The sequence below is a fragment of the Acidimicrobiales bacterium genome, from assembly GCA_041394185.1.
In the GTDB taxonomy this organism is placed as follows: Bacteria; Actinomycetota; Acidimicrobiia; order Acidimicrobiales; family Poriferisodalaceae; genus JAAETH01.
In genome coordinates this window covers 1,152,320-1,172,451 of record JAWKIQ010000001.1, presented here as the reverse complement: position 1 = coordinate 1,172,451, position 20,132 = coordinate 1,152,320, and the positions used below count along the sequence as shown (strand labels likewise).

The 20,132-nt window shown below is 65.5% G+C and carries 21 protein-coding genes and 2 pseudogenes; 15 read left to right on the top strand and 8 right to left on the bottom strand.

Going from position 1 to position 20,132, the window contains the following annotated elements:
- The first annotated feature begins 10 nt into the window (after positions 1-10).
- From R2770_05510 to R2770_05500, 3 genes are all read left to right on the top strand, one after another.
- The gene (locus R2770_05510) at positions 11-397 is read left to right on the top strand and encodes a carboxymuconolactone decarboxylase family protein (protein ID MEZ5279908.1); all 387 of its coding nucleotides are present in this window, start codon (positions 11-13) and stop codon (positions 395-397) included.
- Positions 398-511: 114 nt separating this feature from the next.
- Positions 512-1,702, top strand: a complete 1,191-nt coding sequence (locus tag R2770_05505) for a glycosyltransferase family 1 protein (protein MEZ5279907.1) — start codon at positions 512-514, stop codon at positions 1,700-1,702.
- A gap of 7 nt (positions 1,703-1,709) precedes the next feature.
- Positions 1,710-2,045 carry a hypothetical protein gene (locus tag R2770_05500; GenBank protein MEZ5279906.1) on the top strand — a complete coding sequence of 112 codons (336 nt, stop codon included), beginning with the start codon at positions 1,710-1,712 and terminating at the stop codon, positions 2,043-2,045.
- Positions 2,046-2,069: 24 nt separating this feature from the next.
- On the opposite strand, the gene R2770_05495 is transcribed toward R2770_05500, so the two are convergent.
- The gene (locus tag R2770_05495; GenBank protein ID MEZ5279905.1) at positions 2,070-3,788 is read right to left on the bottom strand and encodes a class I adenylate-forming enzyme family protein; all 1,719 of its coding nucleotides are present in this window, start codon (positions 3,786-3,788) and stop codon (positions 2,070-2,072) included.
- Positions 3,789-3,882: 94 nt separating this feature from the next.
- On the opposite strand from R2770_05495, the gene yaaA reads away from it, so the two are divergent.
- The 3 genes from yaaA to R2770_05480 all read left to right on the top strand — a co-directional run bounded on the left by yaaA (position 3,883) and on the right by R2770_05480 (position 7,307).
- On the top strand, positions 3,883-4,659 hold the full coding sequence (yaaA, locus tag R2770_05490; GenBank protein ID MEZ5279904.1) for a peroxide stress protein YaaA: 777 nt from the start codon (positions 3,883-3,885) through the stop codon (positions 4,657-4,659).
- A gap of 7 nt (positions 4,660-4,666) precedes the next feature.
- Positions 4,667-5,575, top strand: coding sequence for an aminoglycoside phosphotransferase family protein (locus R2770_05485; GenBank protein ID MEZ5279903.1), 909 nt, complete (start codon positions 4,667-4,669; stop codon positions 5,573-5,575).
- Between the two features lie 166 nt (positions 5,576-5,741).
- Positions 5,742-7,307 carry an ATP-binding cassette domain-containing protein gene (locus R2770_05480; protein ID MEZ5279902.1) on the top strand — a complete coding sequence of 522 codons (1,566 nt, stop codon included), beginning with the start codon at positions 5,742-5,744 and terminating at the stop codon, positions 7,305-7,307.
- Positions 7,308-7,312: 5 nt separating this feature from the next.
- On the opposite strand, the gene R2770_05475 is transcribed toward R2770_05480, so the two are convergent.
- Positions 7,313-8,584 (bottom strand): hypothetical protein, encoded by a 1,272-nt coding sequence (locus tag R2770_05475; protein MEZ5279901.1) that lies wholly within the window; start codon positions 8,582-8,584, stop codon positions 7,313-7,315.
- 102 nt (positions 8,585-8,686) lie between these two features.
- On the opposite strand from R2770_05475, the gene R2770_05470 reads away from it, so the two are divergent.
- Positions 8,687-9,301 (top strand): class I SAM-dependent methyltransferase, encoded by a 615-nt coding sequence (locus R2770_05470; protein ID MEZ5279900.1) that lies wholly within the window; start codon positions 8,687-8,689, stop codon positions 9,299-9,301.
- A gap of 15 nt (positions 9,302-9,316) precedes the next feature.
- Here the strand turns inward: R2770_05470 and R2770_05465 are convergent, their stop codons facing one another.
- Positions 9,317-10,504, bottom strand: coding sequence for a YbfB/YjiJ family MFS transporter (locus tag R2770_05465; GenBank protein ID MEZ5279899.1), 1,188 nt, complete (start codon positions 10,502-10,504; stop codon positions 9,317-9,319).
- A 109-nt stretch (positions 10,505-10,613) separates the two neighbouring features.
- Between R2770_05465 and R2770_05460 the strand changes: the two genes are divergently transcribed.
- Both R2770_05460 and R2770_05455 read left to right on the top strand, forming a co-directional pair.
- Complete coding sequence (locus tag R2770_05460) at positions 10,614-11,669, top strand: hypothetical protein (GenBank protein MEZ5279898.1); 1,056 nt, start codon at positions 10,614-10,616, stop codon at positions 11,667-11,669.
- 111 nt (positions 11,670-11,780) lie between these two features.
- The gene (locus tag R2770_05455) at positions 11,781-13,424 is read left to right on the top strand and encodes a YdiU family protein (protein MEZ5279897.1); all 1,644 of its coding nucleotides are present in this window, start codon (positions 11,781-11,783) and stop codon (positions 13,422-13,424) included.
- Between the two features lie 16 nt (positions 13,425-13,440).
- On the opposite strand, the gene R2770_05450 is transcribed toward R2770_05455, so the two are convergent.
- The 4 genes and pseudogenes from R2770_05450 to lepB form a co-directional block, all read right to left on the bottom strand.
- On the bottom strand, positions 13,441-13,629 hold the full coding sequence (locus R2770_05450; GenBank protein ID MEZ5279896.1) for a hypothetical protein: 189 nt from the start codon (positions 13,627-13,629) through the stop codon (positions 13,441-13,443).
- A gap of 196 nt (positions 13,630-13,825) precedes the next feature.
- Positions 13,826-14,023: pseudogene (locus R2770_05445) on the bottom strand (methyl-accepting chemotaxis protein).
- Between the two features lie 220 nt (positions 14,024-14,243).
- A pseudogene (locus tag R2770_05440) lies at positions 14,244-15,032 on the bottom strand (Tar ligand binding domain-containing protein).
- Between the two features lie 114 nt (positions 15,033-15,146).
- Positions 15,147-15,662 carry a signal peptidase I gene (gene lepB / locus R2770_05435; GenBank protein MEZ5279895.1) on the bottom strand — a complete coding sequence of 172 codons (516 nt, stop codon included), beginning with the start codon at positions 15,660-15,662 and terminating at the stop codon, positions 15,147-15,149.
- Positions 15,663-15,783: 121 nt separating this feature from the next.
- On the opposite strand from lepB, the gene R2770_05430 reads away from it, so the two are divergent.
- On the top strand, positions 15,784-16,362 hold the full coding sequence (locus R2770_05430; protein MEZ5279894.1) for a hypothetical protein: 579 nt from the start codon (positions 15,784-15,786) through the stop codon (positions 16,360-16,362).
- 121 nt (positions 16,363-16,483) lie between these two features.
- Positions 16,484-17,068 (top strand): phosphatase PAP2 family protein, encoded by a 585-nt coding sequence (locus R2770_05425; GenBank protein ID MEZ5279893.1) that lies wholly within the window; start codon positions 16,484-16,486, stop codon positions 17,066-17,068.
- A 300-nt stretch (positions 17,069-17,368) separates the two neighbouring features.
- On the opposite strand, the gene R2770_05420 is transcribed toward R2770_05425, so the two are convergent.
- Complete coding sequence (locus R2770_05420) at positions 17,369-17,602, bottom strand: hypothetical protein (GenBank protein ID MEZ5279892.1); 234 nt, start codon at positions 17,600-17,602, stop codon at positions 17,369-17,371.
- A gap of 34 nt (positions 17,603-17,636) precedes the next feature.
- On the opposite strand from R2770_05420, the gene R2770_05415 reads away from it, so the two are divergent.
- Genes R2770_05415 through R2770_05400 form a run of 4 tightly spaced genes read left to right on the top strand, consistent with a single transcriptional unit; the run spans position 17,637 to position 20,127 of the window.
- Complete coding sequence (locus R2770_05415; GenBank protein ID MEZ5279891.1) at positions 17,637-18,149, top strand: hypothetical protein; 513 nt, start codon at positions 17,637-17,639, stop codon at positions 18,147-18,149.
- Between the two features lie 40 nt (positions 18,150-18,189).
- On the top strand, positions 18,190-18,513 hold the full coding sequence (locus R2770_05410; protein ID MEZ5279890.1) for a hypothetical protein: 324 nt from the start codon (positions 18,190-18,192) through the stop codon (positions 18,511-18,513).
- A complete protein-coding gene (locus R2770_05405) occupies positions 18,450-19,235 on the top strand; it encodes a CoA ester lyase (protein MEZ5279889.1) in 786 nt (261 codons plus the stop codon). Before R2770_05410 ends, R2770_05405 begins: the two co-directional genes overlap by 64 nt.
- Positions 19,236-19,272: 37 nt before the next feature.
- The gene (locus tag R2770_05400) at positions 19,273-20,127 is read left to right on the top strand and encodes a CoA ester lyase (GenBank protein MEZ5279888.1); all 855 of its coding nucleotides are present in this window, start codon (positions 19,273-19,275) and stop codon (positions 20,125-20,127) included.
- The last annotated feature ends 5 nt before the right edge of the window (positions 20,128-20,132 follow it).

The window sequence follows — 20,132 nt, the reverse complement described above, 5'->3', positions numbered from 1 at the left end:
GGAGGCATCCATGACAAACGAAGACGACCGCCTGAACAAGGGCCGGGCGCTTGCAGCGCGCCTGTTCAAAGGGGCCCCTCGCTCCAGGCCCATGGGTCGCGAGATGACCGGGCACACCATGGCCCACCTGTTCGGCGACGTTTGGCAGGGCGAAGGCCTCGAAACCGAGGAACGGTCGCTGATCACCTGTGCCGTGCTGACGGCCATGGGCAAGGACGCCGAACTGCGCCTGCACATTCGCGGGGCGCGAAACCTGGGCATCGAGCGCTCAAAGCTGGAAGCGATGATGAACCACGTCGCTCACTACGCGGGCTGGCCCAACGGCGTGTCGGCACTGCGGACTCTCGACGAGGTATGGGAGCAGATGGACGCCGAGAGCCCCGGCTCGCAGGCCTAGCCGATCCAGTCTCTTGCCCAAGTGTTAAGGCGGCGGCCGAGCTGACGTCACTGGCCGGACACCCGGCGAACCTAGCTTCGACCTCGAGGTCGAGGACAGGAGCGTCCGTTGCGGGTGTTGATCAGTGCCGAGTCGTTCGTACCGAGTGTCAATGGGGTGGCGGGTTCGGTTCTGCAGATTGCAGACGAGCTCACTTCGGCGGGTCATGTCGTTCGAATCATCGCTCCGGCACCCGGACCATCTGAGGTTTGGTTCGGCGGCCCGGTCGATGGCCGTCGCGTCAGCGTCGATCGGGTCAAGGGCTGCACGGTACCCACCTATCCCACCCTCAGCTTCGGCCTCCTGACCGCTCGCAGCACTCGCGCGATCATCGAGAGTTTCGAGCCCGACGTCGTTCATCTCGCTGCTCCGGTGACGCTGGGGCACGCCGTGGCGCGGGCTGCCGCCCAGCTCGACGTTCCCACGGTCGCCGTGTTCCAGACCGACTTGGCAGGTTTCCTCGCCAGCCGCGGCGCCAGGGCAGCTGCGGCGCCGGTCTGGAGCTGGCTCAAGCTGGTGCACTCGTCCGCGACCCTGAACCTGGCGCCCACCGAAGGCGTAGCCCAAGAACTGCGGGCGCGTGGCTTCCACCGTGTGGGAGTTTGGGGCCGCGGGGTCGACCGGCAGACGTTCGACCCCTCTCGCCGCAGCGACACCTTCAGGCGATCGGTCGGCTGCGGCCCAGGCGACGTCCTGATCGGTTACGTCGGCCGCTTGGCCCCGGAAAAAGAGGTATGGCGGCTGGCCACCGTGGCATCCGAGGCCAAACGGCCGGGGTCGCGAGTGAAGCTGGTGGTGGTCGGCGACGGCCCGTCGCGACGCGAGCTACAGACGATTCTGGGCGGAGCCGTGTTCACCGGCATGCTCTCGGGACCCGAGCTCGGCGAAGCCATGGCCAGTCTCGATCTGTTCGTTCACACCGGTTCGCACGACACCTTCGGCCAAACGATCCAGGAGGCCATGGCTAGTCGAGTTGCCGTCGTGGCACCCGACGCGGGCGGTCCAGCAGACCTGGTAGACCACGGGCGCACCGGACTGTTGTACGACCCCACGAGTGCGAGTCAGCTCAACGACGCTGTCAGCTGGCTCGTCGACTCGCCCACCAAGCGAGCGCAGCTGGCCGAAGCCGGGTTCGAAGCCGTCCGCGAGCGCAGCTGGGGCGTCAGAACCCGTCAGCTGGTCGGATGGTACGAACAAGCCGGGGTGCTCTCGGCAGCAGCCCCGCCCAGCGGCCAACGTCCGCCACGAATGCGTCGGGCGGCTTGAGCCTGCCATGCGCAGCAACCTCGGCCTTTCGGGCACGGTTCGCCTCAGCGTGACAGACGCCAGCTATTTCGTCTGCGGACGCCGTGCTCCCTCAGCGGCTCGGACCCGCCTGCCTCGCAAAACCTCCGGCTTCGCGCGATTGCGGTCCTGGGGAAAGCGCCTGGGTGACCTGATTCACGAGCGTCCCGTACTGGCCAGCGCAGTGCTGTTCGCGCGGCCCTCGGGTCGTCACCTGGCAATAGCAGGCGCTTGCGGTGTGTCGGGTCTTCAGGCCAGCCTTTCGGCCGTACTGGGCACCATTGCCTATCTGGCCCTGATCCACCAAGGGCTCGCGTTGCTCTAGTCGCGCAGCAATTGCGCTGTGTCTCTAGTCGCGCAGCAATTGCGCTTTGAGATCGCGCTTCACGAATTTGCCGTTGGCGTTTCGGGGCAGCGGTTCGTCGCGGAACCACACATAGGCCGGAATCTTGAACCGGGCGAGCCTGTCATCGAGGTGGGCCCTCAGCTCGGCCTCGTCCAGGTGTGCACCCGGAGCCAGCACTATGGCGACTCCGACCTCTTCGCCCAAACGATCGTCTGGCACACCGAACACCGCGGCCTCGGCCACCGCTGGGTGTTCGTAGATCGCCGCCTCGACCTCGCCACAGTGAATGTTCTCGCCGCCTCGGATCACGATGTCCTTCTTGCGGTCGCGGATGTGCACATAGCCGTCTTCGTCGATGAAGGCGATGTCGCCGGTGTGGAACCAGCCGTCGCGGATGGCATCGGCGGTGGCCTCGGGCTGGTTGAGGTAGCCCTTGATGACGTTTGAGCCCCGAACGATCAGCTCACCCAACTCACCCTGCGGCATGTCGTTGCCGTTGTCGTCGACGATGCGTGCCTCCATCGAGGGCACGATGGGGCCCGCAGAGTCGGGCTTGTTGATGAAGAAGACGTCCGACAGCGACGTGACGATGCCACAGGTCTCGGTGAGGCCGTAGCCGGTTTGGGGGCTGCCACCCGACTTCGACAGGCCCTTGTCGATCTTGTCGACCAGATCCGGTTGCAGCGCAGCACCGCCACCGCCCATGGCACCGAGCGACGACGTGTCGGCATCGGCCCACTTGGGGCTCAGCAGGAGCTCGCGGCTCATCGTTGGCACGCCCGTGAACACGGTGATCTTCTCGCGCTCGATGATGTCGATGGCCTCGTCAGGGTCCCACTTGTACATCGACACCAGCTTGCCGCCGGCCAGGGTGATCGGATGCAGCACACAGTTGCACCCGGTCACGTGGAACAGCGGCACAGGCAACAACACGCTCGGAGTGGGAGCGCTGGCGGGATCTGGAACCTCCATCCCAGACATCTGCTTTGCCAGGGCCGCCGCAGTGGGCATCACGGCCATGTTCATCAGGTTCGCGACCGTTCCGCGGTGGGTCAGCTGCGCCCCCTTTGGGAACCCGGTGGTGCCAGACGTGTAGAAGATGCAGGCGTCGTCGTCGGGGTCGATGTGGGCCTCGGGCAACGCGGCGGGCGCCGTGGCGGGGTCGACGATGTCGTTCCAGTGCGCGGCGCCGTCGGGCAGCTCGGCTGCCTGATCGACACGCACAACGATCAGGTCGAGCTGATGTTCGGAGCGCAAGGTGCTGAGGTGTGGCTCGACATTGTGAAGCCGTTCACGGTCGCAGATCAGCACCTTCGGCGACGCGTCGCGCAGCCCGTACTCCATCTCGGGGCCCGTCCACCAGGCGTTCATGCCGACTATGGCAGCGCCCAACGACGTGATCGCCCAGTAGGACATGATCCACTCGGGATAGTTCCGCATCGACACCGCCACCCGGTCGCCGCGCTTGATGCCGTAGGTGTCGGCAAGAGCGTGGGCCAGCGACCTAACCCGTGCGTGGGTGTCGGCGTAGCTGTAGCGCTCGTCGTTGTAGACGATGTACTCGGCGTCGCCGTGAGCGGCCGACATCTCCCAAACGAAGCGCATGTTGGGAGGCGCCGCGGCGTAGGCCCGCAGCGGTATGCCTCGCACCTCGGTGGTTGTGATTGCGAAGGGTCCCTCGGCGGTGAGCTGTTGGATGGCGGCGGCGAAGTTGTCGGTCACGGAGGGGTTTGTATCGTCCCTGGAACCGCCGCGCAACCTGTTGGGGCTGTCTCACTGCTGGCGGTGCGAACCGACCGATATGATCGGCCGGGCCATGCTGATAGTCATCTCGCCCGCCAAGAAGCTCGACTATGAAACGCCGGTGCCGGCCAAGCGCCACACCATGCCGACCATGCTCGACCGATCGGCCGAGCTGGTCGATGTGATGGTCACCAAGACGCCCAACGATCTGGCCGAGCTGATGCACCTGTCGCCGGCGCTGGCCGACCTCAACGCCGAGCGTTTCCAGGATTGGGATCCAGACTTCGGGCCCAACAACGCCAGGCAGGCGATCTTTGCTTTCAACGGCGACGTCTATCAGGGCCTCGATGCGGCAACGTTCGATACACGCGACCTCACCGCAGCTCAGAAGCGCCTCCGGATCTTGTCGGGCTTGTACGGCGTTTTGCGTCCGCTCGACCTGATGCGTCCCTACCGCCTCGAGATGGGTACCAGGCTCGCCACGGCGCGCGGCAAGGACCTCTATGAGTTCTGGGGCGACGACATCACCGACAGGCTCAACGCCGACCTTGCCAACAACAACTTCAAGGTGTTGGTCAACCTGGCCTCGAACGAGTATTTCGGTTCGGTGCGCACCGACCGGCTCGATGCTCGTGTCGTGTCGCCCCGGTTCCTCGACGAAAAAGACGGTCAGTTCAAGGTGATGGCCTTCTTCAAGCGGGCCAGGGGCGCCATGACCGGCTGGCTCATCCGTGAGCGGATCAAGTCACCCAAGGCTCTGACCGAATTCGACGGGCTCGGATATCACTACGACCCGGCTCGCTCGACGCCAGACGAGCCGGTGTTCGTGCGACCCGAGGCCGCCCGCTGACGGCGCAATGAACCAGCACGGCTCCAACATGCCGGCCGCCGAGGTCGAGCTGTCTGTCGACCTGGTGAGGCGAATGGTCGCCGCCCAGTTCCCGCAGTACGCCGATCTCGAGGTGGTGGAGGTCGCAAACGGCTGGGACAACGTCGTCTATCGCCTAGGGGACGATCTGGGCCTGCGGGTCCCCCGGCGACAGATGGGTGCAGACCTGATCGAGAACGAGGTGGCGCTGTTGCCACTGGTCGCCCCCGATCTGCCCCTTCCCGTGCCTGCGGCGCTGCATGTCGGAGAGCCCCAGTTCGGTTATCCGTGGCGGTGGACGATATGCCCGTGGTTCGAGGGGCGTCACATGGGTCTGCAACCTCCGGCCGACGCCCAGGGCGCGGCACGAGATCTGGCCGCCTTCCTGGCGGCGCTACACCGCCCGTTCCCGGCGGCGCCGGCGAACCCCTTCGGGCGCGGCGCCCCGCTGTCCGAGCGCGACGAGCTGACTCGCCAGCGCATCGAGCTGACGGTGCCTGAGGCTCAGCGCAGGCAGGCGCTCGATTTGTGGCAGCTGTGCCTGGCGGCCCCGGTTTGGGACGGGCCACCGATGCTGCTGCACGGCGACATGCACGTGATGAACCTGGTGGTCGACGACCAGCGTCTGGTTGCGGTGATCGACTTCGGCGATATCTGTGGGGGCGACCCAGCTTGCGACATGGCCGTGGCGTGGATGTTTCCCGACGCCGAGTGCACATCGCAGTTCAGGGCCGCTTTGGCCCGTGCCGGCGGGGCCGCCGACGATGCGACCTGGCGGCGGGCGTTGGGCTGGGCCCTCGGATTCGCCGTCACTTACCTGGCCAACTCGGCCGATCACCCCGAGCTGAATCAAATCGGGCGACACACGCTCGAGCGGGCCCTACTGTGGTCTGCGTGAAGATCTGAGCCACCCCGACCCACCGCCGCGTCTGGCGCAGGCGGCTTGCTGGATGTCCGACCCTGCCCGCATTGCTGCGGCAAGTTCGATGGGACCGCTCGTGTCTGCCCAACTTCACCTATCCAATCTTTCGTTTTCTCATGGGCCCCAAACCATCTTGTCCGGTGTGAACCTGACAGTGGCCCCGGCCGACCGTGTGGGCGTTGTCGGCCCCAACGGGTCTGGAAAGTCGACGCTGCTGCGGCTGATGGCTGGCGACCTCGACCCCGACATGGGGAAGGTCAGAGCTTCGGGCACGGTGGTCTTGTTACCCCAGGTCATCGACTGGGGCCTCGATCTTGCAGCCATCGACTGGTTGCTAGAGCGCACAGGGGTGGCGGCGACTCAGCGACGTTTCGAGGCTGCGGCCACAGCGCTCGCCGACGGCGAGGCCGATGCCGCTGACCGCTACGACCAGGCCTTGGCTGCGTTGGTGGCAGCCGATCCATCGGGCTTCGAGGCTCGGGCGCGGGCTGTGGCCGAGGACCTGTCGCTTGGTGCGGTGTCGTTGGGCCAGAGCGTCGGGTCGTTGTCGGGGGGTCAACGAACCCGTCTGAAGCTCGCAGCGATACAGCTGAGCGCGGCCGACGTTCTGCTGCTGGACGAGCCCACGAACGATCTCGACCATCAGGGTCTGGCACAGCTCGAGCAGGCCCTGTCGTCGCGCCAGGGCCCCACCGTGGTGGTGTCGCATGATCGCTCTTTCGTCGAGGGGTTCGTCAACGTCGTAGTGGAACTGGACGACCACACCCACGAGCTGACCCGCTTCGATGGTGGATATCGGGCATGGATCGACGAGAGGGCGGCGGCCCGGCGCAGGGCCGAGTCTGACTTCCAGGAATGGACCCAGCAACGCGCCGAGCTGAAACAGCGTGCAGCACGACAGCGCCAATGGTCTCGACATGGCGAGGCCTCTGTCAGGAAGGGCGACGAACCAGATCGAAACATCCGCATGGCTCGTATCGAAAGGGCTCAGAAGCTGGGCAGTCGAGCTGCAACGACCGGGCGTGCCCTGGAGCGCCACGATCGCAGTCGGGTAGCCAAGCCATGGGATCGATGGGAGCTGAGGCTCGAGTTTGCCGAAGCCGGTCGCTCGGGTGACGTTGTTGCCGAACTGGCAGCGGCCGTCGTCGAGCGCGGCGCGTTTCGTATGGGGCCGCTGGAGCTCACTTTGCACGAGGGCGACCGGGTGCTGGTGCAGGGTCCCAACGGTGGCGGAAAGTCGTCGCTTGTAGGAGCACTGTTCGGCACCGTCGGCCTGTCAAGCGGAGTGTCGCGGCTGGGCCGCTCTACCAAGCTGGGAACAATGACCCAAGACCGCCGCATGTTTGGTTCTGGACCGCTGGTCGACTCGTTCGTTGCGCATACCGGCATGCCGATCGCCGAGGCGCGCAGCCAGCTGGCCAAGCTGGGCATCGACTCCGCGCGCTCCGAGCGCGACCCGGCAACGCTGTCGCCCGGTGAGGTCACCAGGGCGACCCTGGGATGTTTCGCTGCGGTGGGGGTCAACACCTTGGTGCTCGACGAGCCCACGAACCATCTGGACTTGGAGGCAATCGAGCAGCTCGAGGCAGCCCTCGGTCGCTTTGGAGGCACGGTCGTTCTGATCACCCACGACCGCCACCTTGCGAGCGCGTTCGAGGCGACTCGAACCTGGAACGTCAAGGATGGCGTGGTCACCGAGTGTGTTTAGACCGCTCAGCCTGACCGTGTGGTTTGGTTCGGTGGTTTCCCCGCCGGCCGTTGTTTTCGTGGTGGTGGTTTGGTCCACTCGCTGATGACGGTGCCGTGGGCGTCTTGGAGTTGCCAATCGTCTGGTGTGGGGCCCATGACCAGCCGCGTGTTCATGGCGTGCAAGCGGTCGTGGTGGTGTGGGCATAGCAACGCGAGGTTTGCCAGGTTGGTGGGGCCGCCGTGTTCGCGGTGGTGTAGGTGGTGTGCTTCGCAGCGTGTGGCTTCGGTGTTGCAGTGTTTCCATCTGCATGTGCCGTCGCGGATGGCTAGGGCGAGTTTTTGTGTTGGTGTGGCGTATTGGACGTCGTAGGCCAGGTCCAGCAGGCGCCTGTCTGCCTGCTGAAACCAAGCATTGATCTGCGCCCGGCACAACAACCCCCGAGCGATGGATGCCGGTATTTGGGTTCCGTCGAGGGTGTAGGCCAGCCCGTCGGGTTTGTCGAGTTGGTCGATGTCGACGATCAGGTTCACACAACCCCTCGCCCGTTCCCTGACGCCCGCGGTTGGGTCGCCATCGTCGGCTGCCGGGAGGAGGCCGTCTGTGAGCATGCTTGCGATCACGTCAGCGCCGCGCTGTTGGTGGCTGCGCCGTTGTCTGGGGTCTGTGATGGTGCGCATGTCGTGGTGGAACGCGGCGCGCTCGCGGCGGTCGTATTCGGCTTTCAACGCAGCACCTGTGACCGGGTCCAATGTGGCGTTGAACCAGATCATGTCTTCGTTGTCGATGCCACACGACCCTCGCCTGCGCCTGCGTTGACGGGCCAGCCGCTCGTCGGGATCCTCGCGGGTTTGTTCGCGTTCGGCGTCGCGGACCGCCGCTTTGGTTTCGTCCGCCGACTGGCCCTTCGCGTCTGCGAGCAGGCGGGCTTTGATGTCGTCGGGTAGGTCGGTGTTGGTCAGGTAGTCGGCTTGTTCGGAGTTGATGTCTCCGGCTTCCAACGCCTCAGCCACATCAGGATTGGCAGTCAGTCGCCTAGACCTGGCCTCGGCCTCGCGTTGGGCCTTACGTGACGGAGCAGGCGGCCCAGGGTCCGGCTTGGTTCCACCCTCCGACTGCTTGCCCTTGCGGTTGGCAGCACGTTGACGGGCCTTGGACAGGGCGCTCAACAAACGAGCCTCGTGACCATCCAAACGGGCACGTACACGACGAACACCACCGAGCTCGGCCTCGAGCCCGGCGACATCCATCACCTCTAGTTCGTCGGCGCCGCTAAGCACCACCCGCACCTCTGTCACGCCACAAACCCTAAACAGGGGGTGGGACAATCTCGTCGCTGCTAGTTCGCGACACCTGCCGGCGTCGCTCATACGCAGATCCCTCGCTGCTACCTTCGCCTCGTGAGCACCGGTGCATCAAATAGCTCGCGCGACTACTACGAAGCCGAGGCCGCAGCCGGCACCAGGCGAGAACTCCGGGGAGTGCGGCTGAGCATCCGTCGCCGCTTCGTGCAGCTACTGGTGGCCGAGGGTCGCCCGACTGTCGGCGACTTCGGCGCCGGACCCGGCCTGGACACACTCGGTTTCGCAGCTGAAGGAATAGGGGCCGTTGGCATCGACCTGGCGCACACCAACTGCGTCCGCGGAGCTGCGCACGGAGCCGCGATGGTTCAGGCCTCGGTCGACGCTGTGCCGCTCAGGACCGGCGTGTTGGCCGCTGCCTGGTCTATGAGCACGCTCATGCACCTCGACGACGCGTCGGCCCGGGCTGCGGTCGGCGAGATAGCTCGCACGGTGCAACCCGGTGGCCCTTTGCAGATCGGCGTTTGGGGCCTGCCGCAGGCGCAGTTGTTGGTGTTCAGCGACCCGTCGGGCAACACCCGGCCGTTCCACCTTCGCAGCCTTCACCAGAACTCGTCGCTGTTTGGTGCATCCGCCGACATCGCCGCTAGCGACGTCGTGCACCACGACGACAACGGTTGGGAATATCAGGTGTTCCTGCTGCGCTGTCGATGACTTGCCCGCCCGGCGTCAGCGTCGGGGCAGCATGTAGGCGGCTATGACACCCGTTGCCGAGAACCCTGCCGACAGCAGAAACACTGCAGTGAACGACCCGGTTGCGTCGGCCAGCGCTCCGCCCACCTGCGGGCCGAGCATCTGGGCGACACCGAAGGCCAACGTCGCCGCAGAGAACGCCGGGCCATAGTCGGCGTCTGATGCTGTCTGCACGATGTGGGTGGCAATAGACGCGGGCACGCCCGAGAACATGGTGCCGAGCCCCACCGCTGCCACCCATATCCATGGACTGGAGCCGGTGAGCATCAGCAGGGTGCATGCCCCGAACACGGCCGAACCCGTCATGAGAGTGGCGCGGACGCCGAAGCGTCCGGCGGCGGCACCTACCGACAGGCCACCGACGACGATGGCCACACCCAGCACCGAGAACACGGCCGAAGCGGTGTCTGGTGACAGGCCGGCGTCGTCTTCGAGCCTGGCGACCAGGAAGGCGATCACCAGCAGGTAGGCGAAGCCATAGGCGGTGTAACACGCGGTCAGAGGGGCCCAGCCGGGCACTCGTCGAAGCGACTGGAACCCTCCGATGCCTCCGCGGGCCGAAACGGTCTCGCCACGCGAGCGCAGCACCACGAAAGCCAACAGCAGCACCACGGCCCCGATTGCAGACTCGACCCGGTACACAGAACGCCACGTGTCGAGCCGCTCTGGGTCGCGAAACGCAGCCGCCAGCTGCCCTGAGAACACGATGCCTATGCCGATGCCCGAACCCACCAGACCCGCGGCCATGCCTTGCAGTCGTGGCGGCATCCTTCTGGCCGCCAGAGCAGGGGACGGTATCCAGATCAGCGCACCACCCAGGCCCATGGTGAACAGCGACAGGCCCATCACCGCCGGATGCGGCACCAGCCACATCACCGTCAGCCCGGTGAACGACAGCATCAGCCCCCGCCGCAGCATCTGGGTGAGTGAGCGTCGCGAGGCGATAACCGCCGCGGCGAAGGTGCCCAGCAGGTAGGCGGCGACGTTGAGGGTTCCCAGCAGACCGGCAAGGGTGTTCGAACCACCAAGCACGTCGTCGCGCGCGTCGGGCAGCACAACACCCCAGGTGAAGCGCCCGAATGCCTGGGCGACGGCCGCGCAAGCCATGACGGTTGCGATTACTGCTGCCGCGGGATACTCGCGCCGCGTCGGGGGCTCTGGCACTCTCGACGTTGTACCACCAACGCCGATTCGTGAACGAAACCCTTTCCCGCAAGCGTCGATCGACGACCAGCAACAGCAATCGGTGAAACAAACCGCCGGAGGCAGATCGATGGCTCGACCGCTGAGCACCCCATGGCCAACCGCTCGAGGAACCGTGTTCTTCGATGATCTTGCTTCCGCGCCAACGCTACGGAGAGCGGTCAACGCGGGCCGGATTCGCCGCTTAGCGAGTCACATCTACACCGCAGACCTCGAAACCCCCGCCGCCGACCTCGTGGTGGCAAATGTCTGGGAGATCGTTGCCCACCTGATGCCCGACGCCGTGGTGGTCGATCGAACAGCGGCCGCCGGTGGCGCCGTGGCCGAGGGCATGGTTGTGGTGGCGAGCGACCGACGCCGCTCGAACCTCGAGCTGCCCGGTTTGACCGTCGTGGTCAGGCCTCTGGAACGCTGCGACGACGACTCAGAGTGGGTGTTTGGCCTGCAGATGTCGTCACCGGCACGCACCGTAGCCGACAACCTCAGGCTGTCGCGGTCGGTTCGAGGCCGGGCCCCGCGGACCCTCACCCGCATGGAGCTGACGACCTGGGTGAAACAGAGCGCACGAACCTGGGTCGACCCGGCCGCGGTGTTCGCAGCGGCGCGGGAGCTGGCCCAGCGAAACGGCGACCTCGACGACGAACGGGCCGCGCTGTTGGCCAACCTGGCCCTCGCCGTCGGCGAGCGGGCGGAACCACGGTCCGAGGCTGTGGACGGCATAGGCGATGAAGCGCTGGCCGTCCTCGAGTCGGCTGTGCTGGCGCTTGGCGGCTCGCTCAGGCGTGTCTCGAAGGCCGAGATCGACGAGGCCGATGGCCGAGTCCAACTGCTGCAAAACCTTCACTCGGTCGTGGCCGACCTCGAACCGGGCCGGTTCCGAACCGAGCCGAACCGACTGCCCAGTTTGGAACTGGTCGATGCCGACGATGAGGTCGAGACAACGCTGAGGCACGGCCTGGCGCTGGTGTCGCCCATACGCAGTCACCTGGCACGTGCCGTAGGCGTGATGTTCGTGGTGCTGGTGGTCGACCCGTTCGCTGACGCGACAGCCGAGGTGGCGATGTTGGCCCTGAACGCCGAGCTGCGCTCGCACGGGCACGACCCCGTGATCATCCCCGCGAGCTGACCGATCGCTTCGAACGCGCCAAGCGACAGGCGGTGATCAAGGGCGAGGTCGGCCCGCTGCTGGACGTCGTGGAAGCCGCAGTGGCTCAGGTCGCAGATACCCTCCAGGGGCATGGGCTCTGACGAGGATCTGCTCGACTCTGTAACCGCCTGGACGTTCGACAACTCGTTCACCAGCCTGCTGCCGGGCGACCCCAACCCCGACAATCTGCGACGCCAGGTCCACTCGGCCGCCTACTCGCTGGTGCGACCGGCACAGGTCTCCGAGCCCAAGTTGGTGGCACACAGCCCCGAGGTCGCTGCGATGCTGGACCTCTCCCCCGCTGCGGTCGCCGACCCGGCTTTCACCCAAGCCATGTCTGGCAACGTGGTGCTCGAAGGCAGCGAACCCTTCGCCATGGCCTATGCGGGTCATCAGTTCGGCAATTGGGCCGGCCAGCTCGGAGACGGTCGCGCCATCGCTCTCGGCCAGGTCGCCACCCGCCGTGCGGGCCGCCAGATGTTGCAGCTGAAGGGCGCTGGGCCCACCCCGTTCAGCCGAACCGCCGACGGCCTGGCCGTGCTGCGCTCGTCGATTCGCGAGTTTCTGTGCAGCGAGGCGATGCATCACCTCGGTGTGCCTACCACCCGTGCGCTCAGCCTGGTGCTGACGGGCGAGGGCGTCGTGCGTGACATGTTCTACGACGGCAACGCCGAGGTCGAGCCCGGGGCCATCGTTTGTCGCGTGTCGCCCAGCTTCATCCGCTTCGGCACCTTCGAGCTGCCTGCGTCGCGCGGCGACATCGACCTGTTGAGGCAACTGGCCGACCACACGATCGTCCAGCACTTGCCAGATCTGGCCGATGGGCGCCCGGTCGGCCAGCTCGACGCCGACCACTACGTCGCCTGGTTTGAGGTGGTGCGCGACCGTACCGCCCGCCTGATGGCCGATTGGATGCGCGTCGGCTTTGTTCACGGCGTCATGAACACCGACAACATGTCGATCTTGGGCGAGACCATCGACTACGGCCCCTACGGCTGGATCGACGATTTCGACCCCAACTGGACACCCAACACCACCGACTTCTCGCACCGCCGCTATCGCTATGGCCAGCAACCTCAGGTCGCTCACTGGAACCTCATGCAGCTGGCGAACGCGATCTTCCCCCTGGTCGGCGACGTCGAGCGGATGACCGACGCACTCAATGGCTATGTCGATGTCTACAAGGACGCTTGGCGCCAGGCGGTGCAGGCCAAGCTCGGCTTGGGTAGCCACGTTCTGCAAGGCGACGTCGAGCTGGGCGACGGGGCCTTTGCCGTCTTGCAGCGCGTCGAGACAGACATGACGATCTTCTTCAGGGCATTGGGCTCGGCCGAGATGGACCTTGCGCTCGACCATGCCGAACCCCAGGTTCGTCACAACGCCATCGCCGAAGTGCTCGAGCCAGCGGTCTATTCGCCCCAGTCGTGGTCACGCGACGACATCGCAGCGTCGGTCGCTTGGGTCGAGCTGTGGGCCGAGCGTGTGGCCTCGGGGCCTGCGCCTGCCGAGCGCAGGGCTGCGATGAACTCGGTCAACCCCAAGTTCGTGTTGCGCAACTATCTCGCCCAGGTGGCCATAGACAAGGCTCACCAGGGCGATTTCGCCGAGATCGAGCTGCTGCTCGACCTCCTGCGTCGACCCTACGACGACCAACCGGATCGTCGACGGCTACGCCGCCAAGAGGCCAGACTGGGCTCGCACCAAGGCCGGTTGCTCGACCCTGTCGTGCTCTAGCTGAGCGCTCGACAGGTCATCCCCTGAACGCTGCGCTCTCGAAGGTCAGTGAGCGGCGGCAACCCCGTGACTTGCTCGCCGTGGCCGCATCGGCCAAGGCGGTGATGTTGGCAGCGATCGACTGGGCCTTGGCTGCGGTCTCGTCGACAGACTGGCTGATCTGAGACGTTGCGATCGTCTGCTCCTCCACCGCTGCGGCGATCATGCTGGAGATCTCGTCGATGCGGTGGATCGTGACGCTGATCCGCTCGTTGGCGGCGACGGCCTCTTCGGTGTCTGCCTGAATGGCCTGAATACGCCGCGACACCTCTTCGGTGGCCCTTGCGGTCTGGTTGGCCAGCCTTTACCTCGTTTGCAACGACTGCGAAACCCTTGCCGGCGGCGCCGGCGCGGGCGGCTTCGATGGTGGCATTCAGGCCAAGCAGGTTGGTCTGTTCGGCGATGGAGTTGATCACCATGATGACCTCGCCGATCTCCTGGGAGCTGTCGCCCAGCTTTGAGATGGTCGAAGAGGTTTCGCGTGCCACCTGCACCGCTTCGGAAGCGACCGTCGACGCCTCGGCGGCGTTGGCTGCGACCTCCCTGATGCTGCCGTCCATTTGATCGACCGCGGCTGCGACGGTGGACCGACGCCGACACGTCATCGCCGGCAACGGAGGCGGTGGCGGCCATCGACGTCAACGAGTCGATCATCGAGTTGAAGGACGTTCCCAACTCGCCCGGAACCGGTTCGCCCAACCTGTTGTGGTCGACGTCGTCACCGGCGATCGACCGGGCCTGTGCGGCCATTGTTGCCAGCATGCTGTGGATCTTTTTGAACGAGCGGGCCACAGAACCGATCTCGTCGGCCCGCTCGATGCCCACCGGCTCGAAGTCGATCTCGCCGGAGGCGAGGCGGTTGCCTCGGTCGGCCAGCGAGCGCAGCGTCTTGGCGAAGCCTCGTGCTATCACCAGCCCGCCTGCCAGGATTGCCAGGCCGGCAATGATGCTGATGATGGCGATCATGCGGCTGGTCGACACGGCACCGTCGAGGTCGGCCTGGAACTCGGACTGGTTCGGAACATAGATCTCTTCGACGATTCCGTCGAGAACGTCGCGAACGCCGTTGAACAGCTCACGGCTGGCCTGGATGTCTGCCAAAAGCGCCTCGTCGGGCAGGCGCTCGCCACCGTTGGCGATGCGGTCTGCCAACTCGTCGGTGGCGGCGACCCATGCCGAGCGGGCCTCGTCATAGCCGTCCCAGCGGGTGGTTTCGTCTCCGATGCCACGGCTGATCGACTTGTAGTCGTCCCAACGGCTCTGAGTCTGGTCGCGGTTGCCCTCGTAGTCCTCGACCAGACCGGCTACGTCGCCTTCGGGGGCGGTTGCCATCTGTTCGATCGCTATCTGGGCCTGGTAGGCGTCGCGATCTATGTTCAGCAGCAGGGCCTCGGCCGGCGCGTCGTGGTCGACCTGGTCTGACACTGCGTTGTTGATGTCGGAGGTTCCGCCGTACTGCATCACGGCCGCAAGCACCATCGCCAACACCGCCGCAGCGGTGACGAGGCCAACCTTGCCTCCTACCGAACCCAGGACCGAAATCAGTCCTCCGCGATTCTTCTTGCCCACGACTCCTCCAACTGCATCAGGCCGCACTACCTGGGTCTACGGTCGGCAAGCGTTGGCCGGTCTTGAGCGACCGCCGTCAATTTGGTCGATGCGTCGGTTCGGCGAGTTGGCCGATCAGCCGAACCACAGCCCGAAGCTGACGGTCCCGCGAATCTGGGTCAGCGGCAGCACTCCCATGGCGCTCATCGAGTCGTGCCGGCGGTCGTCTGTGAGGACATAGACCGATCCGGCGGGCACGATGAACGGCTCCAGAGTGGGTCCCGGGTCGTCGTTGGTCAGGTAGGCCTCGCGGACCGGCACGCCGTTCAGGAACAGGCCGCCCTCGGCGATGGAAACCGAGTCACCGCCCACCGCCAACACACGGCCCACCCAGTCTCGGTCGGTGCCAGGCCTGGTGAACACCACCATGTCGCTGTGCGAGGGGTTCCCACGGGTGTTCACCAGAACCTTCTGGTCCTGATGGAACTCGCCCGGGTTGGACGAGTCGCGGATGGTCACCACGTCGAACACCACTGTTGCGACCGCACCCAACACCGCGGCCAGAACCACAAGTGAGATTGCGCAGGGCAACACCCAGACACGCATTCGTTGCCAACGCGTCTGCATCGGTGTTTCGACGATCGGCCTCACCCGACCAATTGTGCCGGATTGATCGCTTGCCGTGGATAGGCTGAGCGAGTTCGTTTCACGAGGGGGTGCGGTCGAGATGAAGGTCGACTTCTACATCGATCCCATATGACCATGGTGTTGGGTGACGGCCCGTTGGGTCGTCGATGCTGTTGCACCAGAGCGCAATCTCGACGTCGAGTGGAAGTCGATCAGCCTCTATTTCAAGAACGAGATCGACGACGAAACGTCGCCGGTTTATGCCACGCACAGGCTGCTGCGCGTCTTCGAGTCGGTAAAGGCCTCGCTGGGCAACGAGGCCGCGCAGGCGTTCTACTGGGAATGTGGGCGTCAGATTCATCACGATGGCCGACGCGACGAGATCACGCCCGAGGGCATCTTGGAAGCTGCGGGCATCGACGTGTCGCACGCCGCTGCAGCCGACGATGCCCAGACTTGGGATCCGGTGATTCGTCAAGCCATGCAAGAGGGCCTCGACCTGGCTGGCACCGACATCGGAACCCCCATCATCGCCTTCGAGAACGCTCTTGGGCGACAAGGTCGCCTACTTCGGCCCCGTCATCACGAGGGTGCCCAACGACCAGGCCGCACTAGACCTGTGGGACGGCTTGGTGAAGATATCGACCGTCCCTGGATTCTGGGAACTCAAGCGCACCCGCACCGAACGCCCCGACTTCGGCGACCGCCCCTGAGGCTGGCATGAGCCGCGGACCCAAGCCCGAAGCGTCGCCAGACGCCACAGAACCCGTCAGCACCGATCTCGACAGCCACGAGTTCGACCAAGCGCGTTCGAGCGTAGGGTTCAGCGCGTCGGGCGGCCGTCGGTGCAGTCCCGTCAGCTGACCGGTCATTTGGGCAACATCTTGCGCAACGTCGTCATCATCGGGGGCGGCTTGGTCGCGTACCTTGCCGTGCGGGCCATCACCGCCGGCGAGGCTCACACGGCCGAGCACAATGCTTCGCTGCTGTTGCGATTCGAAAGAGCTGCCGGTCTCGAGTGGGAGGCCAACATCCAGCAGATGGCCTTGGACCACGACTGGCTGGTGTCGATCGCCAACTGGATCTACGCATTCGCCTATTGGCCGGTCATCATCGCCACCCTGGTCTTCACGTACTTCCGCCACCGTCACCTGTTCAGGCGCTACCGCAACTCGCTGTTCGTCTCGGGCCTGGTGGGCCTGCTGGTGTTCGCGATGTTCCCGGTGGCGCCGCCGCGGTTCTTGAGCGGCTACGTCGACACCGTCAACGAGGCGGCCAGGCACAACTACATCGCCCACCCCAGTTGGCTCATCAACGAGAACGCGGCTCTCCCCAGCTTCCACGTGGGCTGGGTCGCTCTCAGTGCTGTGCTGCTTTTCCGGTGTTGCAGAGCCGCCTGGCGAAAGTGCTGCTGTTGGTTCCGGCGGTGATAATGGGTGCCGTTGTCGTCGTAACGGGCAACCACTACCTGGTCGACGTCATCCTCGGGGTTGCGATCTGTATGGCAGCCCTGGCCGTGAACGTCTGGCGCGAGCGTCCGGCTCAGGCCTGGCGCACCCGACATCTGCAATGCCCACCGCTCACAGCTGGAAGCCCGACCTGTTGGAAGGCCACGAGGCCGCAACGATCGACCTGGGACTGCCTTCGACGGCGACATCGCGGCCACCCTGGTGACGTCGCCCGTACAGGCACGAGGCCGTCGTCGTGTACATCCATGGGTTCGCCGACTATTACTTCCAGGTACACATGGCCGACGCCTTCGACCGGGCCGGCTCGACCTCGTGGCCGTCGACCTGCGCCGGCACGGACGCTCGCTGCGACCTGGTAACCGTCGAAACTTCGTCGCGTCGATAGACGACTTCTGGCCAGAGGTCGACGCTGCCATCGCCGAGGCCCGCGACCACCGCCGGGTTGTGTTGCTGGGGCACTCCACCGGCGGCCTGGTGGCTTCCATCTACGCCCACCGCGGCCCCACTTCGTCACTCGATAGACGCTGTGGTGCTGAACAGTCCGTGGCTGGACGTGAAGCTGCCCCCGCTGATGCGCGTTGCGTGGGAGGTCGCCAAGCGGCTGGGTCACCTGAAGCCGCATCTCGACGTGGCCGCCGGGCCGTCGTATTACCTCGAGTCGATTCATTCGTCGCTTCGCGGCGAGTGGGACTTCGACCTGGCATGGAAGCCGCCGGAGGGCGACCCGGTGCAGCCTGGCTGGGTCAGGGCCATAGGCCGGGCGCATTCCGAGGTGCATCGTGGCCTCGCCATCGAGGTTCCGGTTCTGGTGCAGCACTCTGACCGGTCGGCCCCCAGCGACCGCTGGTCGCCCGAGTTGTTGTGCGCTGACGGTGTTCTCGACGTAGGTCAGATTCATCGCTGGGCGCCGGCGCTGGGGCCCGATGTGACCATCCAGACAATCGTCGGTGGTTTGCACGATCTGTGGCTGTCGCCGCCAGATGTCAGGGCCCAGGTGCAGGCCCGCACGATCGAGTGGGTTGCAGGCGTTCTAGGCGCCTAGTCTTTCGGGGCTAGGTGTCCCCCATTCTCAAGGAAGTGCGATGCGCCCCCCAAAGGACTTCTTCCGCCCGCTGGCCGTAGGTGCCCCCGAGCCGGTTCACGAGGTGCCGTTCAGGCCGTCGCGCATGATCCACTTCTTCCCGGCATCGAACGAGAAGGTCCGTTCGAAGCTGGCCGATCTGGCTCCGAAGGTCGACATCTTGTTGGCCAACCTCGAAGACGGTGTTCCCGGTGACCAAAAGGAAGCCGCCCGCGCCGGCATGGTCGAGGTGCGCGCACGCTCGACAAGGGCGACACCCAGCTGTGGACCCGCGTCAACAGCCTCGACTCGCCGTGGGGTCTCGACGACATCATCGCTGCGGTGACCGAGACCGACGGTGGCATCGACGTGATAATGGTTCCCAAGGTCGAGGGCCCTGAAGACATTCACTACGTCGATCGCCTGCTGGCCCAGCTCGAGGCCAAGGCCGGTTTGCAGACCCCAATCCTGGTGCACGCCATCCTCGAGACGGCCCGCGGGGTGGCCAACGTCGAAGAGATCTGTGGTGCATCGCCGCGTATGCAGGGGCTGTCGCTTGGCCCCGCCGACCTCGCTGCCAACCGGCGCATGAAGACCACCAGGGTGGGTGGAGGTCATCCGGGTTATCTGGTGCGTGCCGATCCGGGTGCAGACGCCGACGCCCCGCGAGCCACCGCCCAGCAAGACCTGTGGCACTACACGATGGCGCGTATGGTCGACGCGTGTGTCACCCACGGAATCTTGCCGTTCTACGGCCCGTTCGGCGACATCGCCGACGGAGTCGCCTGCGAGGATCAGTTCCGCAACGCCTACCTGTTGGGCTGCGTGGGAGCGTGGAGCTTGCACCCGAGCCAGATCGACATCGCCAAGCGGGTGTTTTCACCCGACCCCGCCGATGTAGAGCATGCGCGCCGCGTCATAGAGGCGATGGGCGACGGCACGGGTGCCATCATGCTCGACGGCAAGATGGAAGACGACGCCTCGGTCAAGCAATGCCACGTGGTGATGGGCTTGGCCCGCCAGCTGTCAGAACGCGACCCCGAGCTGGCCGAGCTGTACGGCTTTTGAGCCGCCGGCCAGACACGACCCCAAGCCTGAGGTACCAATGCGAGTAAGACGTTCCGTCCTGTACATGCCCGCTGCCAACTCTCGTGCACTCGAGAAGGCGGCCACCCTCGATGCCGACGCGTTGATCTTCGATCTGGAAGACGCCGTGGCTCCCGACTCCAAGCCCATGGCGCGCGATCAGGCGGTTGCGGCCGTGGCGTCGGGTTCGTACGGCCATCGCGAGCTGACCATCCGTTGCAATGGGCTCGACACACCTTGGGGCGCCGACGACATCGCTGCGGCTGCGACAGCGGGCCCGTCGGCGATAGTCATCCCCAAGGTCGCGTCAAGTGCCCACATCGACCAGGTGGCAGCGGTCATGGATGCTGCCGGCGCCGACGCCGGCGTCGCGATCTGGGCGATGATCGAGACGCCCGAGGGGATCATGAACGTCGACGAGATCGCGGCTCACCCACGCGTCGACTGTTTCGTCATGGGCACCAACGACATGGCCAAGGAGTTGAGGGCCCAGCTGGTGCCTGGTCGGGCTCCCCTGTTGGTTCATCTGGCCTCGGCGCTCTTGGCGGCGCGAAGGCATGGCATTACGGCCCTCGATGGCGTGTTCAACGATGTCAAAGACGGCGAGGCTTTCAGGGCCGAGTGTGTGCAGGGCTGGCAGATGGGTTTCGACGGCAAGACGCTGATTCACCCCAGCCAGCTCGAGCCGTGCAACGAGGTCTGGTCACCTTCCGAAGATGACGTCGTGTATGCCCAGCGTGTCATCGAGGCCTTCACCGAGGCAGAGGCGGCGGGCAAGGGTGTTTGCACCCTCGACGGACGGATGATCGAGAACCTGCACGTCGACAATGCCCGTCAGGTGCTGGCCGTCGACGCCGCCATCAAGAACCGCTGAAGGCT

Coding starts and splice junctions, on each gene's coding strand:
- R2770_05510 (MEZ5279908.1), top strand. CDS start 11: ATGACAAACGAAGACGACCGCCTGAACAAGGGCCGGGCGCTTGCAGCG.
- R2770_05500 (MEZ5279906.1), top strand. CDS start 1,710: ATGCGCAGCAACCTCGGCCTTTCGGGCACGGTTCGCCTCAGCGTGACA.
- yaaA (MEZ5279904.1), top strand. CDS start 3,883: ATGCTGATAGTCATCTCGCCCGCCAAGAAGCTCGACTATGAAACGCCG.
- R2770_05485 (MEZ5279903.1), top strand. CDS start 4,667: ATGAACCAGCACGGCTCCAACATGCCGGCCGCCGAGGTCGAGCTGTCT.
- R2770_05460 (MEZ5279898.1), top strand. CDS start 10,614: ATGGCTCGACCGCTGAGCACCCCATGGCCAACCGCTCGAGGAACCGTG.
- R2770_05455 (MEZ5279897.1), top strand. CDS start 11,781: ATGGGCTCTGACGAGGATCTGCTCGACTCTGTAACCGCCTGGACGTTC.
- R2770_05450 (MEZ5279896.1), bottom strand. CDS start 13,629: ATGATCGCCGCAGCGGTGGAGGAGCAGACGATCGCAACGTCTCAGATC.
- R2770_05410 (MEZ5279890.1), top strand. CDS start 18,190: ATGCGCCCCCCAAAGGACTTCTTCCGCCCGCTGGCCGTAGGTGCCCCC.
- R2770_05400 (MEZ5279888.1), top strand. CDS start 19,273: ATGCGAGTAAGACGTTCCGTCCTGTACATGCCCGCTGCCAACTCTCGT.